We start from the raw sequence: 14,660 nt of genomic DNA, 5'->3' as shown, positions 1-14,660 counted from the left end.
AGCAGTCACAATCGGGACATGACGACATCCGGAGGGCCCGCGGCGACTGCCCGCAGAGGATTGCGGACCGTCCGAATGGTACTCGTGCGGTCCGTGGGGGAGTTCCTGCGCGACCGCGGCCCCGATCTCGCGGGCTCGCTCACCTTCTACGGCGTGCTCTCGCTCTTCCCGGCGATCCTGGTGGTGATCTCGCTGCTCGGCGTGTTCGGCCAGGGGAACCGGACCGTCGACGCCGTCATGGACATGCTCTCCGACGTCGCGCCGCCCGACGTGCTCGACCCGGTCCGCGGGCCGATCGAGGCGTTGGTGACCACGCCGGCCGCCGGGACAGCACTCCTCGTGGGCACGGTCGTGGCGCTGTGGTCGGCCTCACGCTATGTGTGGGCGCTGGGCCGCGCGATGAACGCCGTGTACGGGGTCGAGGAGGGGCGGCCCATCTGGCGGCTGATGCCCGCCGGGGCGCTGCTTACGGCATTGCTCATCGCGTTGGTGGTCGTCGGCGGTCTGGCCCTGGTGTTCACCGGCCCCGTCGCAGAGACGGTCGGCGGGTGGATCGGCCTCGGTGACACCGCACTGGCCGTATGGGAGATCGCCAAGTGGCCGGCCGGGATGGTGTCGGCGGTTCTCGCGCTGGCGATCCTCTACCGGTTCGCCCCCAATGTGTCGGGACGCAGGTTCAGCTGGGTGTCCCTCGGAGCGGCGGCGGCGCTGGTGATCATCGGCGTGGCCACCGCCGGATTCAACTTCTTCGTCTCTAGGTTCGGAAACTTCAACGAGGTGTACGGATCTCTCGCGGGGGTGATCGTCTTCCTGCTGTGGCTGTGGTTGGTGAACATGGCGGTGGTCTACGGCGTCCGGCTGGATGCGGAGGTGCTGCGTGTGCGGCAGTTGCGCGCGGGGATCTCCGCGGAGGAGGCGGTACTGGTGACCCCGCGGGTGACGGCCGCGAGCGAGCGCCAGGCCCGGCGACGGGAGGAGATGCTCGCCGCCTATCGGGAGCTGCTCCGCGTGCCCGACGACCACGCACTCGATGACCGCGCACTCGGCTCCTCGGACCACTCGGCAGCGGGCATCACCGGGGAGGCGGCCGAGGCGGATCGTTCGCGGCGGTAGGGTTGAGCCCATGCGCCTCGTCGTCACCGGGGGAGCCGGGTTCATCGGCGCCAACTTCGTCCACACCGCGGTCCGCGAGTACCCGGACGCCCACATCACGGTGCTGGATTCCATGACGTACGCCGCCAACCGCGCCAACCTGGACGGACTGCCCGCCGAGCGGGTGGAGTTGGTCGAGGCGGACTGCGCGGACCCGGCGGTCACGGACCGGCTGGTCGCCGAGCTGACGGGGCCGGACGACGCTGTGGTGCACTTCGCTGCGGAGAGCCACAACGACAATTCGCTGGCCACCCCGTGGCCCTTCCTGCACTCCAACATCGTCGGCACCTACGCCGTGCTCGAGGCGTGTCGGCGGCATGACGTGCGCCTGCACCACGTGTCGACGGACGAGGTGTACGGGGACCTGCAACTCGACGACCCGGCCAAGTTCACCCCGGACACGGCGTACAACCCGTCGAGCCCGTATTCGGCCACCAAGGCCGGGGCCGACATGCTCGTGCGCGCGTGGGTCCGCAGTTTCGGGGTGCGGGCCACCATCAGCAACTGCTCGAACAACTACGGCCCGTTCCAGCACGTCGAGAAGTTCATCCCGCGTCAGATCACCAACATCCTCGACGGTCGCCGGCCCCGCCTCTACGGCAGTGGGGCCAACGTGCGGGACTGGATCCATGTCGACGACCACAACGCGGCGGTCCTGCGCATCCTGGCCGCGGGCGAGCCGGGCCGGACGTACCTCATTGGCGCGGACGGTGAGCACTCGAACCTGCAGGTGATGCAGATGATCTGCGAGCTCATGGGGGTGGCTGGCGGCGTTGGGGGAAACGGGGCCGGCACCGGGGGCGACCCGGGTTTCGACCATGTCACCGACCGGCCGGGCCACGACCTGCGCTACGCCATCGACGCCACCGCCACCCGGCAGGAACTGGGCTGGGAGCCGAGGCACACCGACCTGCGCGAGGGCTTGCGGCAGACGATCGAGTGGTATTCCACCCATCGCGACTGGTGGGAGCCGGTCAAGGAGCGCGTCGAGGCGAAGTACGCGCGGACGGAACACGTGCTGGACCCGGGGGCCACGCGGTGAAGGGGATCGTCCTGGCCGGCGGCAGCGGCACCCGGTTGAGCCCGCTCACCCTGGCGACGAGCAAGCAGTTGATGCCGGTGTACGACAAGCCGATGATCTACTACCCGCTGTCGACGCTCATGCTGGCGGGGATCCGGGACATCCTCATCATCACGACCCCCCAGGACGCTCCGCAGTTCCGCCGGTTGCTGGGTGACGGCAGCCAGTTCGGCATCGCCCTGAGCTATGTGGAGCAGGCGGCGCCGGAGGGGCTGGCGCAGGCGTTCGTGCTGGGTGCCGAGCACATCGGCGACGAGCCGGTGGCCCTCATCCTGGGCGACAACATCTTCTACGGGCCGGGGATGGGTACGCAGCTGCGGCGCTTCGCCGAGCCCGAGGGCGGCGCCGTGTTCGCCTACCGCGTCTCCAATCCGAGCGAGTACGGGGTGATCGACTTCGACGCCGACGGCCGCGCCATCAGCCTGGAGGAGAAGCCCGAGGACCCGTCCTCCGATTTCGCCGTTCCCGGCCTCTACTTCTATAGCGCCGACGTGGTGGACGTGGCGCGCGGGCTCGGCAGGTCCGCGCGCGGCGAGTACGAGATCACCGACATCAACCGGCACTACCTGCGCGAGGGCCGACTGCAGGTGGAGGTGCTGCCACGGGGAACGGCGTGGCTGGACACGGGTACGCACGACTCCCTACTCGACGCGAGCAACTACGTCCGCACGATCGAGGACCGGCAGGGCCTGAAGATCGGCTGCCCGGAGGAGGTGGCATGGCGTATGGGGTATATCGACGACGACGAGCTCACCGCCCGCGCCCACGACCTGCGCAAATCGGGGTACGGCCTGTACCTCCTGGACATTCTGCGCCGCGAGAAGGGGCGCAGCCTGTGACCGCCGGCCGGTGGCCGCGGATCCTCGCGACGGGCGGCCGCGGACAGCTCGGGCACTACCTGGACAGGCAATCGAGGCGTCAGCTCGGCGGTGGCGCGGTCGCGGTGGGCCGCGACGAGCTCGACCTCACCGACCCGGCCTCGATCGCCTCCGCCCTGGACCGTCACGCACCGGAGGTCGTGATCAACGCGGCCGCGTACACGGACGTCGACGGCGCGGAGGCCGACGAGGTCACCGCGCACGCGGTCAACGCCGACGGCGTGGAATCGCTGGCCGTGGCGTGCCGCGACCGCGGGATCCGGCTGGTCCACATCAGCACCGACTACGTCTTCTCGGGCGAGGTCCCCGGCGGGGGCGACCCGGCCACCGCTCCGGCGCTCGAGCCGCACGACCCGACCGCGCCGGTGACCGCGTACGGGCGCACCAAACTCGCGGGGGAACGGGCGGCGTTGGCGGTGTACCCCGAGACGACGATCGTCCGCACCGCGTGGGTGTACACCGGCCCCGTGCGCCACGGGCAGGGGCTGCGCGGTTCGGACTTCGTCGACACCATGGTCCGCCTCGAGCGCGAGCGGGACACGCTCTCGGTGGTGGACGACCAGTGGGGTTCGCCCACCTACACGGCGCCGCTGGCCGATCAACTGCTCGGCCTCGTCGGCGGGGAGGCCTGGGGCGGTTTCGACGCGCGGGGCCTGACCCTGCACCTGGCAGGGGGAGGCCGCGCGACGTGGTTCGACCTCGCCCGGGCGGTGTTCACGTGGTTCGGGGCTGATCCCGAGCGGGTGCGACCCTGCACCAGTGAGGAGTTCGCGCGCCCCGCTCCGAGGCCGGCCTTCTCCGTGCTCTCCGATGCCTCGTGGCGTGCCGTCGGGCTGGAGCCGATGGACGACTGGACGCAGGATCTCGTCCGCGCGATCGCCCACGAGGGCTGGATCGCCCAGCGACAGCGGGAGCGGGGCGACCTCCCGGGACCCGGGTCGTGAACCGGACCCGCCACGGAGTGCTCGCGGCCGGGAGCGCCGCCGCGGTGGCGGCCGCCGCCGTCGCCGCGCTCGCTCTCACGGCGTGGGGCGCGTTCCTGCTTCAGCCGCGCGCCGACGAGCCCGTTCACGCCGACGCCGTGGTGATGCTCGCCGGCGCCGACGACGGTCGCCACCTGTACGCCCGGGACCTCGTGGAAGCCGGGTATGCCGACACGCTGCTCGTGAGCAACCCCGGCGGCACTTCCGAGACGGTGGCCCGGCGGCTGTGCACCGGAATCGCCCGACCCGCGGGCGCCGAGGTCGTGTGCTTCTCGCCCGACCCGCGCACCACCTGGGGCGAGGCGCAGACGGTCGCGTCGATCGCGCGGGTGCGCGGGTGGGACCGGATCCTGGTGGTGACCAACCGGCCCCACACCCTCCGGGCGGGGACATGGATGCGCACCGCCACCGGTCTGGACGTGCGGATGGTGCCCGTCGAGCGGCTCGACCGTGGGATGCTGCCGGTTCATCTGGTGTGGGAGGCCGCCGGATGGATCAAGGGCCGCGTCAACGGCCACTGGTGACCCCGGGCGGCCGGGGTGTTACGCGCGAGGCGGGGCTCAGGCGGTCCGGGCCCGCATCGCCGACGGGGCCGCGATGGGCGCCCGGGTCGTGAGCCGCGGCGAGGACAGGCCCTGGTGCGCCTTGGTGATCCTCCCGAACACTGCCGCGCGGTCCATCGGACGGTGCGGGAGATCCAGCGCGCGGCGCACCTCCGACGGCACCAGGCTCGCCGCGGCGTCCACGACCGTCGTGCACGACCGGTGCGCGATCACCGAGTTCTCCGTGACCCCGGGGCAGGCGCGGGAGTCCTCACGGAGCTTCCTCGCCGCGCGGCGACCGGCATCGGTGGGCCGGGCGCGGCCGCGGGACCTGCGCAGGAGCTGCTCGAGTTCGCGGACGGTCGAGGGGAAGCTGCGGGCACCGTGGAGCCGCGCGAGGCCCGCCCACTGGTAGACGTACCGGTCGGATTCGGCGGGGGACAGGGGACGCCCCGAGAAGCGCTGGAAGGCGACGAGCAGGGCCCACGTCATGGCGGCCTGCGACCACTGGATCAGCCCGGGGTCGGAGCCATAGAAGTAGTCGCCGTACTCGGTGGTGCCGGAGAACGAATTGTGGTCACGACGGGCGTGCTCGATGGTCACCATGGCGTCATCGACCGTGCCGAAGGTCGAGATCTCCACGAGGTCGTGCAGGTAGTCGTCCATCGTCCACGGCTCGGCGTCCGCACCGCACGCGACCATCACGGCGGAGTAGGCGGGGTCGGCGGCGAGCATGAGCAGACCGGTCGTGATGCCGATCGGGGTGGACACGTCGCCGTGGACCCGCCAGATGGGATCGCTCGCCGTGAACCACCGCGGGCCCGGGATATCGAGGATCGAGCACACGGGTGAGTCCGCGCCAGCGCGTGGAATTAGTGGTGACATGCACACACCCCGGGGTAGTGGAGCCGCCCGAGGGGGCGGCCGGATGGGACCTGTCACGAACTCTAGCGCCCGGCGGCGCCGTAGTGAAGGAAAGCCGGAGGGTCCGCTGAGGAGATGCCGTGAGGCCCCGGCGCGGCCTGGCACACCGACACGGCCTCTAGGCTGGGCGACGCACGCCAGACGCATTCCGACCCTCGCAAGGAGACGGCCGTGACCGCTACCCCCCTGCCCGCCCCCCGGACCGGCCCCGTCGTCCCGGACCGCTTCGCCGGCCGCACCGCGCTCGTCACCGGCGCGAGCCGCGGGATCGGCCTGGGCATCGCCCGTCGCCTGCTCGCGGAAGGCGCGTCGGTGGTCATCACGGCGCGCGGCCAGGAGGGGCTCGACGACGCCGTCGCCGACCTCGGCACACCGGAGCGGGTGCTGGCGGTGGCGGGCAAGAGCGACGACGAGGACCACCAGCGTGAGGTCGTGGCCCGGGCCGAAGAGTCGTTCGGGCCCATCGACCTGCTGGTCAACAACACGGGGATCAACCCGGCATTCGGCCGCACGGTGGACATCGACCTCGCCGCGGCCCGCAAGATCACCGAGGTCAACGCCCTCGGCACCCTGTCCTGGACGCAGAAGGTCTACCACTCGGGCCTCGGCGAGCGCGGCGGCGCCGTCGTCAACATCGCCTCCATCGCCGGCCTGGCACCGTCGCCGGGGATCGGCTGGTACGGCGCCACCAAGGCGTTGGTCATGCGGCTGACCCAGGAGCTCGCCGTAGAGGTCGGACCCGCCGTGCGCGTCAACGCCGTCGCCCCGGGCGTGGTCAAGACCAGGTTCGCCGAGGCGCTGTATTCCGGCCGCGAGGAGGCCATGTCCGCGGCGCTGCCAGCCGGGCGACTGGGGGTGCCCGACGACATCGCCGGCCCCGTGGCGTTCCTGCTATCCGATGACGCGCACTGGATGACCGGGCAGACCCTCGTCGTCGACGGTGGCGCGCACATCGTCGGCGCGGGACTACAGGGCTGACGGGGCGCGGGGATCCGGAGATGACCTCGATCCAGGAGTACTGCGCGTCGACCGGTCGCATTCTCGAGGCGAGCCCACCGATGGCCGTGGCCGCACAGCCGCTGACCTGGGTGGACAGCCCGCCGTGGCAGTGCATCGAATCGCCCGAGCCGTCCGCGGTGATCTACGTGGACCCGGGTGCGCACCGTGACGGGTTCTCACCCAACGCGGTGGCCACCTGCGCCCGTGTCGCGCCCGCGATGGACACCGAGCAGGCGGTCGAGATGATCGTCGCCACCGCCGACGCACTGCCCGACTGGACACTGCTCGAGCAGGTCGCCGGTGAAGGGGACGAGTCCGCCGGAGCCGTCCGTAGCATCTACCGCTACCTGAGGGGCACCTACACCGCCGAGCCGGGCCGGATGGCGACCTCGAGTCTGATCGTGGGATGGAGCGACGACGAGGCCACCTACATCTTCCAGTTCGTCGTCACCGGATGGGACGAGGACGCCTCCGTCCACGACGACGCCATGGGTTGTCTGCTGATCGGCGAGTGGACGGCAGCGCAGATCGTGGACGCCATGCGCGGCTAGGGTGGTCGTGACCCGGGCGCCGGGGGCGACCGGGATCGATAGACAACGGGAAGGCGGGACCGGAGTGCAACTACGCGAGCTCAGCGTGTCGGGGGCGTGGGAGATCACCCCCCGGCAGATCTCTGACGACCGCGGGGTGTTCCACGAGGCGTTCACCGACGAGACCTTCCGTCGCATGACCGGCCACCGCTTCGATCTCGCGCAGGTCAACGTGTCGGTCTCGGGGGAGGGGGTCCTGCGCGGCCTGCACTTCGCCGAGGTCCCGCCTGGTCAGGCCAAGTACGTGCTGTGCCCGTCCGGCACGGTCTTCGACGTGGTCGTGGACGTCCGCGTGGGCTCGCCGACCTTCGGCGAGTGGGCCGGGGTCATCCTGGACTCCGTGGAGCAGCGGGCGATCTACATCCCCGAGGGCGTGGCGCACGGCTTCCTGGCCCTCGAGCCGCAATCCACGGTGATGTACTTCTGTTCGGAGGGCTGGCGGCCCGGGGCCGAGCACGTCATCGACGCCTTCGATCCCAAGATCGCGATCGACTGGCCCGGATCGGCCCTCGACGGCACCTCGATCGAGCACGTCATGAGCGAGCGCGACCGCGACGCCCCGAGCCTGCTCGACGTCGCCGCCGCGGGCCGGCTCCCGCAGTGGGAGGAGTGTCAGGCGCACGTCGAACGACTGCGTGAGGCCACGCCCAGGGTCGACGCCGAGTGGCGGCCGGACGAGAACTGACATACCCTTACGGGTATACCCCCTAGGGTATGACGTCGGATCTGAGGAGATTCTTATGTGTTACCCCGTCGCCTGCCCCGTCTGCGGCAAGACCACGTGGGACGGCTGCGGTCAGCATGTCGACCAGGTCAAGGACACCGTCCCCGCCGAGCAGTGGTGCGACGGCACGCACGAGGCCGCCGCGAACTGACCCGGCCCGGGGCCCGGGGTGACCGGAGGGGAGTGCCACGCGCCTCGCCACGCCCCGGCGGGGGCGCCCCGGCCCCGTCCCGGCCCGTCGACGGGCGCCGCGGGGTAGAACCAGGGGAGGCTAGTTCCTCATCCCCTCCGGAGGCCCCATGAGCACCCCCTTCGTCCTCGTCGAGCGCAGCGGCCCGATCGCCCGCGTCACACTCGATCGGCCCGAGCGTCGCAACCCGCTCTCCCTGCAGATGATGCGGGAGGCGACGGCGGCGATCCGCGACCTCGGTGACGACCCCGACTGCGGGGTCGTCGTGCTCACCGGGTCCGGCCCCGCGCTGTCCGCCGGGCACGAGATCAGTGAAATGGTCGACCGCACCCTCACGCAGGAGCGCGAAGTCTTCACCACGTGCGTGCAGCTCATGGAGACCATCCAGGCGATCCGGCAGCCGGTCATCGCCGAGGTGCAGGGCCACGCGATCGCCGCCGGCTGTCAGCTCGTCGCCACCTGCGATCTGGCCGTGGCGGTCGACACCGCGCGTTTCGGCACCCCGGGCGTGAAGATCGGCCTGTTCTGCTCGACCCCCATGGTGGCGGTCTCCCGCTCCATCGGCCGTAAGCGGGCCATGCAGATGCTGCTGACCGGTGAGACGATCGACGCCGCCACCGCGGTGGACTGGGGGCTGATCAACGAGGCGGTGCCCGGGGACCACCTGCGTTCCCGGGTCGATGAGCTGGCGCTGCAGATCGCCCACTCCAGCCCGCTGACGTTGGAGATCGGCAAGCAGGCCTTCTACCGGCAGATCGATCTGCCCCAGGACGAGGCGTACCGGGAGATGGCCGAGACCATGGCCACCAACGCCGTCACCTGCGACGCCCAGGAGGGCATGTCCGCGTTCCTCGAGAAGCGCGCCCCGCAGTGGCGCGGGGAGTGACGCGCAGCGCGCACTAGGATCGTCGCCATGGCGATCTCGGTGATGACGGTGTGTACGGGCAACATGTGTCGGTCGCCGCTGGCCGAGCGTCTGCTGGCCGCGCGAACCGCGGCAGCCGGACTCGATGTGTCGGTCGACTCCGCGGGGACGCGGGCGGCCAATGGTGTCGAGATCCACCGCGAGACCCTACGGGTGCTGCAGGGGTACGGGGGAGACGGCGGGGGCTTCGCGTCGCGACTGCTCACAGCCCGGCTGCTGACAGGACGCGACCTCGTCCTCACCGCGACCCGGGCGCACCGCGATGCCGTGCAGGAACTGGCGCCGTTGCTGTGGAAGAAGACCTACACGATCCTGGAAGCCGCCCGGCTCGCCGACTCCGACGAGTCCGTCACGCTCGCGGGTCTGTCGCGGGCGAGGTTGAGTATCGACACCGACGATCCCGCGCTCGACGTGGAGGATCCGATCGGCCGGGAACCGGAGGTGTTTGACCGCACGGGGGCGCAGATCAGCGACGCCGTGGACTCCATCGTCAGCCTGCTGTCACGCAGCTGACCCGGCCGGCGATGCCCGGCCGGGCAGAGCGGCACCGGGCAGGGCTGCGCCCGGACCCGTGCGCTGCCGACGTCAGGGGTCCAGCGGTTTGCGACGGTCCAGATCCCGTAGGAAATCAGGGTCGTCGTCCGGGGCGATCACCCGTGGGGGAGCCGGCCGTGACCCGGGCCCGAAGGCCCGCCACAGCAGGATCGCCACGGTCACCACTCCGATGAGTGCGAACAGCCAGATCACTCGAACCTCCTTCCCACCACGATACGTATCCTGGGGACCATGAGCGAGCGAGACGAGACAACACGCCCCGCGGAGGGGACGGCCAGCCCGGCGGCCACACCGGAGGGGTCCGCGCCCGGAGCGCGACTGGCCCGCAACATGGTCGTCTACACCGTCGTCCGACTCCTGCTGGTGGTGGCGTTGACGCTGCTCATCATCGGGATCGGCAGCCTGGCGGGTGTGCAGGTCCCGGTGCTCGTCGCCGCGATCATCTCCGTGTTGATCGCGTTGCCCCTGTCGATGGTGCTGTTCAGCCGGATGCGCGCGCAGATCAACTCCGACATCGCGGCGGTCGACGCCGGACGACGGGAGAAGCGCGAGGACCTGCGCCGTCGGATGAACGAGGCCTGACGCTCGTCACACCAGACCGGCGCGGTTTCCGGTCGGGCGTCACACCAGGCCGGGCGTCACGCCCGGCCGGGCGTCACGCCCGGCCGGAGTTCACACCCGGTCGGAGGGCATGCCGTCGGAAGGTCAGCCCTGCGGGCCGCCCGGCCAGAACGATCCGGGCCAGCGGAACGCGGGGAGCCCCACTGACGTCCCCGACTCGGTGGGGGTCTGCGACCCCGTGGGGCCGACCGAGCCGGACGGGGCGGCGGACATCACGGATGTCAGCGGGCCCGGCTGCGGTTCCTGCGGCGCCTCGGTCACGGTGGGCACCGTCGTCGGCTCGGACGAGCCGGTCCCCGTGGGGGTGGTGTCGCCGGGTTCGGTGGTGCCGGGAGTGCTGGTCCCGGGAGTGGTCGGATCCGTCACGCCGGGCTCGGTGCTGCCCGGCTCGGTCGTGGGCGGCGTCGTGGGCGAGGTGGGCGAGGTGGGCGAAGTGCCGTCGGTCGGGCTCGTCGGGGTATCCGGATCGTCCGTGTCGGGATCCTCGGTGCCCGGCTCCTCCGGGTTCTCGGTCGTCTCCCCGTCGCCGAGGAGCTCCTGATCATCCTCGAACCCGATATCGGTTCGCGGCTGGGCGGGCGTCCACTGTTCGCCCGTCGTCTCGACGGGTGCGGTCTCGCTGGGAGGCGCGTAGGTACCGGCCTCCTCGTCGGGTACGTACAGTGCCCCGGGAGCGGGCTGGACCCCGATGTAGTACCTGCTCAGGCAGTGATCGGTGACGTTCTGCGATCCGTCGGTGAAGATGGTGAGGCCGGGCGTCCCGCCGTCGGCCTCGGTCGCACATCGCGCGATGAACTTCCCGGGCTGCTCGTCACGCTCGGTGGTGGTCGGCGACGTGATCTCCGTCGCGGACGCAGAGCGCGGAGCCTCGGAGAGCACCTGTGGCTCCGGCTGCGCGCAGGACGCGGCCACCAGCGCTGTTGCGCCGGCGGCGAGGAGCACCCGAGTTCTCATAACGATAGTGTCTCAGTTCTGTCAAAGGATGGCTACCGGACGGACGGGGTGGAATCTTTTTCACCCCGGAGGACGGTCGGGAAGCGCGAGCATCTAGTCCGACGCGACCCGGGATCGGACCGCCCCGACGGAGGCGACGGCGGCGGCGAGGACAGCCGCGAGGGCGCCCCCGAACCCCACCTTCACCAGATCGGCCACGGGTACACCATCGTTACCGACCCCACCGAGGTCACTGAAGATGCCTCCCGCGCCGGAACCGGTCCCCGTGAGCGCGGCCGCCCCGGCCGTGCCGAAGGCCGACCCCAGCAGCACGCCGAGGGCTGCGGCGCAGGCGGCCACCAACGCGGTCTCGAGGACAAGCATGAGCCACACGCCGGTGCGGGTGACCCCGACGCCTCTGAGCAGGGTGATCTCCCGGGTCCGTTCCCGGACGGCCAGCGTGAGCGTGTTGGCGACCCCCACCAGGGCCAGTGCGACCGCCACCGCCAGCAGCAGCGAGCTGGAGGTGAGGACGGTCCGGACGGAGGTGGCGATCTGCTCGCGGGAGGCGAAGCTCTCGGTGACGGCAGCGTCGGGAGCGGCGTCCACGACGGCGGAACGCACGCCCTGCAGTGCCGACTCGAGTTGCTGACCGGCCAGGGAGTCATCCATGCGCAGCCAGACCTCGGTGCGTGGGACGAACTGGGTGGGCACCTCCACGTCGTCCGGCCACGGGGACCCGTCGGGCAACTGCGCCACGGGCCAGGCGGGCACGCTCCCGGGCGCGGCCAGGGCCCACTGATCGCTCGTCCGACGCACGACCAGGTCGCGACCGTCGGCATCGGAGAAGAAGGTGAACCGGACGGTCTCGCCGTCGCGGGCACCGGCGGCCACGGGGGAGGACTCCGGGAGCACGATCTCCCCGGGCCCGGGCAATACGACGTCGCGGCGCATCACGTCGCCGACCCGCTCCGGGTCGGCGACCCTGAGGACCGTGCGCTTTCCCCCGGGGCCCTCCGCGTACATGTCGGTCACGACCAGGGACTCGTCCACGCCCGGGAGCTCCGCCAGCGTCCACGGCAGTCCCTCGGGCAGGGTGTCGCCGCTCGATGCGGTCACGGCGATGTCCAGCGGGACGCGGTCGACGAGCCGTGCCTGGATGGCCGGTCCGAGCAGGGCGATGCCGGTCACCATCGTCGCGGTGAGAGTCACGCCCACCAGTACGGCCGCCGAGGTGGCGGCGGTGCGGCGCGGACTGCGGGCGATGTTCCGTGCGCCGAGCAGACCCACCGGGCCGAGCAGCACCCCCACCACGCTGCCGAGCGCCCCGAGCAGGGTGGGCAGGGCACCGGCGACCACGGCCAGGATCCCCAGGAACGCGAGAACGCCCCACGCGCCGGCCTCGACGACGGCCCCCGCCTCGACGGCCGCCGACATCGAGTGCCAGCCGAAGGCGCCCACCACGGCACCCACCGCGACCATAGCCAGCCGCCGCCACCACGGGTCGGGCCGTACATCGGCCGGGCGCAGCGCCTCCAGTGGGCTGCCGGAGGTGGCGCGCCACAGGGGCGGGAGAGCGGTGACGAGGGTGACGCCCACGCCCACCGCGGCGGCGAGCAGATAGGCGGATCCGGGGACGCTGACCTCCTGCAGGGGAATCGTCACGCCGAGTCGGGGGGCCTCCCGGGCCGCGAGTGAGACCGCGAACCGACCCAACGCCAACCCCGCGGCGGTCGCCACGGCGCCGACGACCAGGGCTTCGGCCATCCCGGACAGTCGCAACTGCAGCCGCGAGGCGCCCAGGCAGCGCAACAGTGCCGTCTCCCGGACGCGGCCGGCGAACACCACCGCGAAGGTCGTGCCGATGACCAGCGCGGCCACCGCGACGGCCAGCACGGTGAAGGCCAGCAGGGCCCGGGTGTAGACGTCGCGGCTGCCGATGAAGGACTCCGCGAGAGCGTCCGCCTCGGCCGCGCCGGTGGACACCTCGACGGCGGACGTGCCCGGGATCCGGTCCAGGCGCTGCTCGATCTCCGCCGCCAGCGCCTCGTCCGACACCGTGCCGTCGCCGGCCACACGGATATCGCCCCCGGCCCCGTTCGGCGCCCACTGCTGTACCTGCTCGTCGACGGTGTAGAGGGGGAACGCCGAGTTCATGTCCGGTTGCCCTGCAAGGTCGAACAGCCCCACCACCGTGACGGGGACGGGATCACCGGCGCCGCTCGGCAGCACCTCGAACGTGGCGCCCAGCGGGAGGTCCGCGTCACTGCGGATCGCCACCTCACCGGGAGCGGCGGGGAGCCGCCCGTCGGCCAGCGGTTGCCAGCGCAGACCGTCGTCGGTGGCGAGCGCCGTCGTCGTCGTCACCTGTTGGGCGCGTCCCTCGGCGCGGACCCGCACGTAGGTCTGGGCGTCCACGGTGACGGCCCGCACCCCGGGGGTGGCGGCGATGGCCTCCAGGCCGAGCCGCTGGGCCTCGGCCGCCTCCTCGCGCGCGGCGTCGGTGCCGGCGGAGGTGCGGTCGCCGAGGTTCTGCACGAGCACGGCGGTGCCCGAGTACCGCATCCCGAAGGTCGCGTCGGCGCTGGCGGTCATCGTGCGGAGTACGCCCACCGAGGCCAGGACGAAGCCGACGGCCACGGCGATCGCCAGGATGGTGCCGAGGTAGCGGCCCGCGTGTGCGCGCAGCTGACCCAGGACCAGGTGGGGGCTCACGCGGTGGCCGGCCGGCGGCCGGTGAGCGAGCGCATGGCCGTGTGGACGGCCTCGGGGGTGGGGGAGGGGACCTCGTCGGCGATCCGTCCGTCCGCCAGTACCACCACGGTGTCGGTGTGGGCGGCGGCGTGCGCGTCGTGGGTGACCATGACGACGGTCTGGCCGGCCTCGCGGACACACGCGCCGAGCAGTCCCAGCACCGACTCGCCGGACTCGGAGTCGAGGTTGCCGGTCGGCTCGTCGGCGAACACCACGTCCGGGCGCGGCAGGAGGGCGCGGGCGATGGCCACCCGCTGCTGCTGGCCGCCGGACAGCTCGTGCGGGCGCCGCTTCAGCAGGTCGCCGATCCCGAGCTCGCCGACCAGCGAGTCGAGGCGCGACCGGTCCGGGCGACGCAGCGCCATCCGCACGGGGAGCGCGATGTTCTCGCGTACCGAGAGCGCCGGCACGAGGTTGAAGGACTGGAACACGAAGCCCACCCGGGTGCGCCGCAGCCGGGTGCGTCCCGCGTCACCGAGGCGGGTGATCTCGGTCGATCCGATCGATACCGTGCCGTGGTCGGGCGTGTCCAGGCCGGCCAGGCAGTGCATGAGGGTGGATTTGCCGCTGCCGGACGGGCCCATGACGGCGGTCCAGCGCCCCTTGTCGATCGCCACGTCCACGCCGTCCAGTGCGCGTACCTTCACCCGTCCGTGGGAATAGGTCTTGCGCAGGCCGTGGGCCCGGATCGCGATCTCGGGGGGTGGGGTCACGTGGGTCCTTCCGTCGCGGCGTGGCGTCCGGAGGTGAGTGTAGGGACCCCGGTTGCGGAGACCCGGTCCGACACGACACCGCACCTGTGGCCCATG

At 71.7% G+C, this 14,660-nt stretch carries 17 protein-coding genes; 12 read left to right on the top strand and 5 right to left on the bottom strand.

Going from position 1 to position 14,660, the window contains the following annotated elements:
• The first annotated feature begins 75 nt into the window (after window positions 1-75).
• Genes NR111_RS06560 through NR111_RS06540 form a run of 5 tightly spaced genes read left to right on the top strand, consistent with a single transcriptional unit; the run spans window position 76 to window position 4,618 of the window.
• Window positions 76-1,113, top strand: coding sequence for a YihY/virulence factor BrkB family protein (locus tag NR111_RS06560; protein WP_256820326.1), 1,038 nt, complete (start codon window positions 76-78; stop codon window positions 1,111-1,113).
• A gap of 10 nt (window positions 1,114-1,123) precedes the next feature.
• Window positions 1,124-2,194, top strand: a complete 1,071-nt coding sequence (gene rfbB / locus NR111_RS06555) for a dTDP-glucose 4,6-dehydratase (RefSeq protein ID WP_256820325.1) — start codon at window positions 1,124-1,126, stop codon at window positions 2,192-2,194.
• Window positions 2,191-3,072 (top strand): glucose-1-phosphate thymidylyltransferase RfbA, encoded by an 882-nt coding sequence (gene rfbA, locus NR111_RS06550; protein WP_256820324.1) that lies wholly within the window; start codon window positions 2,191-2,193, stop codon window positions 3,070-3,072. Before rfbB ends, rfbA begins: the two co-directional genes overlap by 4 nt.
• Window positions 3,069-4,055, top strand: coding sequence for a dTDP-4-dehydrorhamnose reductase (rfbD, locus tag NR111_RS06545; RefSeq protein ID WP_256820323.1), 987 nt, complete (start codon window positions 3,069-3,071; stop codon window positions 4,053-4,055). Before rfbA ends, rfbD begins: the two co-directional genes overlap by 4 nt.
• Window positions 4,052-4,618 (top strand): YdcF family protein, encoded by a 567-nt coding sequence (locus NR111_RS06540; RefSeq protein ID WP_256820322.1) that lies wholly within the window; start codon window positions 4,052-4,054, stop codon window positions 4,616-4,618. The genes rfbD and NR111_RS06540 overlap by 4 nt, the downstream gene beginning before the upstream one ends.
• Before the next feature lie 36 nt (window positions 4,619-4,654).
• Here the strand turns inward: NR111_RS06540 and NR111_RS06535 are convergent, their stop codons facing one another.
• The gene (locus tag NR111_RS06535) at window positions 4,655-5,482 is read right to left on the bottom strand and encodes an oxygenase MpaB family protein (protein ID WP_256820321.1); all 828 of its coding nucleotides are present in this window, start codon (window positions 5,480-5,482) and stop codon (window positions 4,655-4,657) included.
• A gap of 249 nt (window positions 5,483-5,731) precedes the next feature.
• Between NR111_RS06535 and NR111_RS06530 the strand changes: the two genes are divergently transcribed.
• The 6 genes from NR111_RS06530 to NR111_RS06505 all read left to right on the top strand — a co-directional run bounded on the left by NR111_RS06530 (window position 5,732) and on the right by NR111_RS06505 (window position 9,501).
• Window positions 5,732-6,538, top strand: coding sequence for an SDR family oxidoreductase (locus NR111_RS06530; RefSeq protein WP_082923945.1), 807 nt, complete (start codon window positions 5,732-5,734; stop codon window positions 6,536-6,538).
• Between the two features lie 20 nt (window positions 6,539-6,558).
• On the top strand, window positions 6,559-7,110 hold the full coding sequence (locus NR111_RS06525) for an LpqN/LpqT family lipoprotein (protein WP_256820320.1): 552 nt from the start codon (window positions 6,559-6,561) through the stop codon (window positions 7,108-7,110).
• A gap of 64 nt (window positions 7,111-7,174) precedes the next feature.
• Window positions 7,175-7,834, top strand: a complete 660-nt coding sequence (rfbC, locus tag NR111_RS06520; protein ID WP_256820319.1) for a dTDP-4-dehydrorhamnose 3,5-epimerase — start codon at window positions 7,175-7,177, stop codon at window positions 7,832-7,834.
• Between the two features lie 55 nt (window positions 7,835-7,889).
• Window positions 7,890-8,024: a hypothetical protein gene (locus NR111_RS06515; protein ID WP_256820318.1), complete on the top strand. Its 135-nt coding sequence runs from the start codon at window positions 7,890-7,892 to the stop codon at window positions 8,022-8,024.
• Between the two features lie 148 nt (window positions 8,025-8,172).
• Window positions 8,173-8,949, top strand: coding sequence for an enoyl-CoA hydratase (locus NR111_RS06510; RefSeq protein WP_206474820.1), 777 nt, complete (start codon window positions 8,173-8,175; stop codon window positions 8,947-8,949).
• Between the two features lie 27 nt (window positions 8,950-8,976).
• A complete protein-coding gene (locus tag NR111_RS06505) occupies window positions 8,977-9,501 on the top strand; it encodes a protein-tyrosine-phosphatase (protein WP_256820317.1) in 525 nt (174 codons plus the stop codon).
• Window positions 9,502-9,573: 72 nt separating this feature from the next.
• On the opposite strand, the gene NR111_RS06500 is transcribed toward NR111_RS06505, so the two are convergent.
• Complete coding sequence (locus NR111_RS06500; protein ID WP_167457827.1) at window positions 9,574-9,735, bottom strand: hypothetical protein; 162 nt, start codon at window positions 9,733-9,735, stop codon at window positions 9,574-9,576.
• A 39-nt stretch (window positions 9,736-9,774) separates the two neighbouring features.
• Between NR111_RS06500 and NR111_RS06495 the strand changes: the two genes are divergently transcribed.
• The gene (locus tag NR111_RS06495; RefSeq protein ID WP_256820316.1) at window positions 9,775-10,125 is read left to right on the top strand and encodes a DUF4229 domain-containing protein; all 351 of its coding nucleotides are present in this window, start codon (window positions 9,775-9,777) and stop codon (window positions 10,123-10,125) included.
• A gap of 123 nt (window positions 10,126-10,248) precedes the next feature.
• Here NR111_RS06495 and NR111_RS06490 read toward each other — a convergent pair whose 3' ends face one another.
• The 3 genes from NR111_RS06490 to NR111_RS06480 form a co-directional block, all read right to left on the bottom strand.
• On the bottom strand, window positions 10,249-11,118 hold the full coding sequence (locus NR111_RS06490; protein ID WP_256820315.1) for a hypothetical protein: 870 nt from the start codon (window positions 11,116-11,118) through the stop codon (window positions 10,249-10,251).
• A gap of 93 nt (window positions 11,119-11,211) precedes the next feature.
• Window positions 11,212-13,812, bottom strand: a complete 2,601-nt coding sequence (locus NR111_RS06485; RefSeq protein WP_256820314.1) for an ABC transporter permease — start codon at window positions 13,810-13,812, stop codon at window positions 11,212-11,214.
• Window positions 13,809-14,564, bottom strand: coding sequence for an ABC transporter ATP-binding protein (locus tag NR111_RS06480; protein WP_206474822.1), 756 nt, complete (start codon window positions 14,562-14,564; stop codon window positions 13,809-13,811). Before NR111_RS06480 ends, NR111_RS06485 begins: the two co-directional genes overlap by 4 nt.
• Between the last annotated feature and the right edge of the window lie 96 nt (window positions 14,565-14,660).

This window comes from Dietzia sp. Die43, assembly GCF_024519835.1.
GTDB classification, from domain to species: Bacteria; Actinomycetota; Actinomycetes; order Mycobacteriales; family Mycobacteriaceae; genus Dietzia; species Dietzia kunjamensis.
This window is presented reverse-complemented; position numbering and strand designations above follow the sequence as displayed.

Coding starts and splice junctions, on each gene's coding strand:
- NR111_RS06505 (WP_256820317.1), top strand. CDS start 8,977: ATGGCGATCTCGGTGATGACGGTGTGTACGGGCAACATGTGTCGGTCG.
- NR111_RS06495 (WP_256820316.1), top strand. CDS start 9,775: ATGAGCGAGCGAGACGAGACAACACGCCCCGCGGAGGGGACGGCCAGC.
- rfbB (WP_256820325.1), top strand. CDS start 1,124: ATGCGCCTCGTCGTCACCGGGGGAGCCGGGTTCATCGGCGCCAACTTC.
- NR111_RS06560 (WP_256820326.1), top strand. CDS start 76: ATGGTACTCGTGCGGTCCGTGGGGGAGTTCCTGCGCGACCGCGGCCCC.
- NR111_RS06510 (WP_206474820.1), top strand. CDS start 8,173: ATGAGCACCCCCTTCGTCCTCGTCGAGCGCAGCGGCCCGATCGCCCGC.
- NR111_RS06525 (WP_256820320.1), top strand. CDS start 6,559: ATGACCTCGATCCAGGAGTACTGCGCGTCGACCGGTCGCATTCTCGAG.
- NR111_RS06515 (WP_256820318.1), top strand. CDS start 7,890: ATGTGTTACCCCGTCGCCTGCCCCGTCTGCGGCAAGACCACGTGGGAC.
- NR111_RS06490 (WP_256820315.1), bottom strand. CDS start 11,118: ATGAGAACTCGGGTGCTCCTCGCCGCCGGCGCAACAGCGCTGGTGGCC.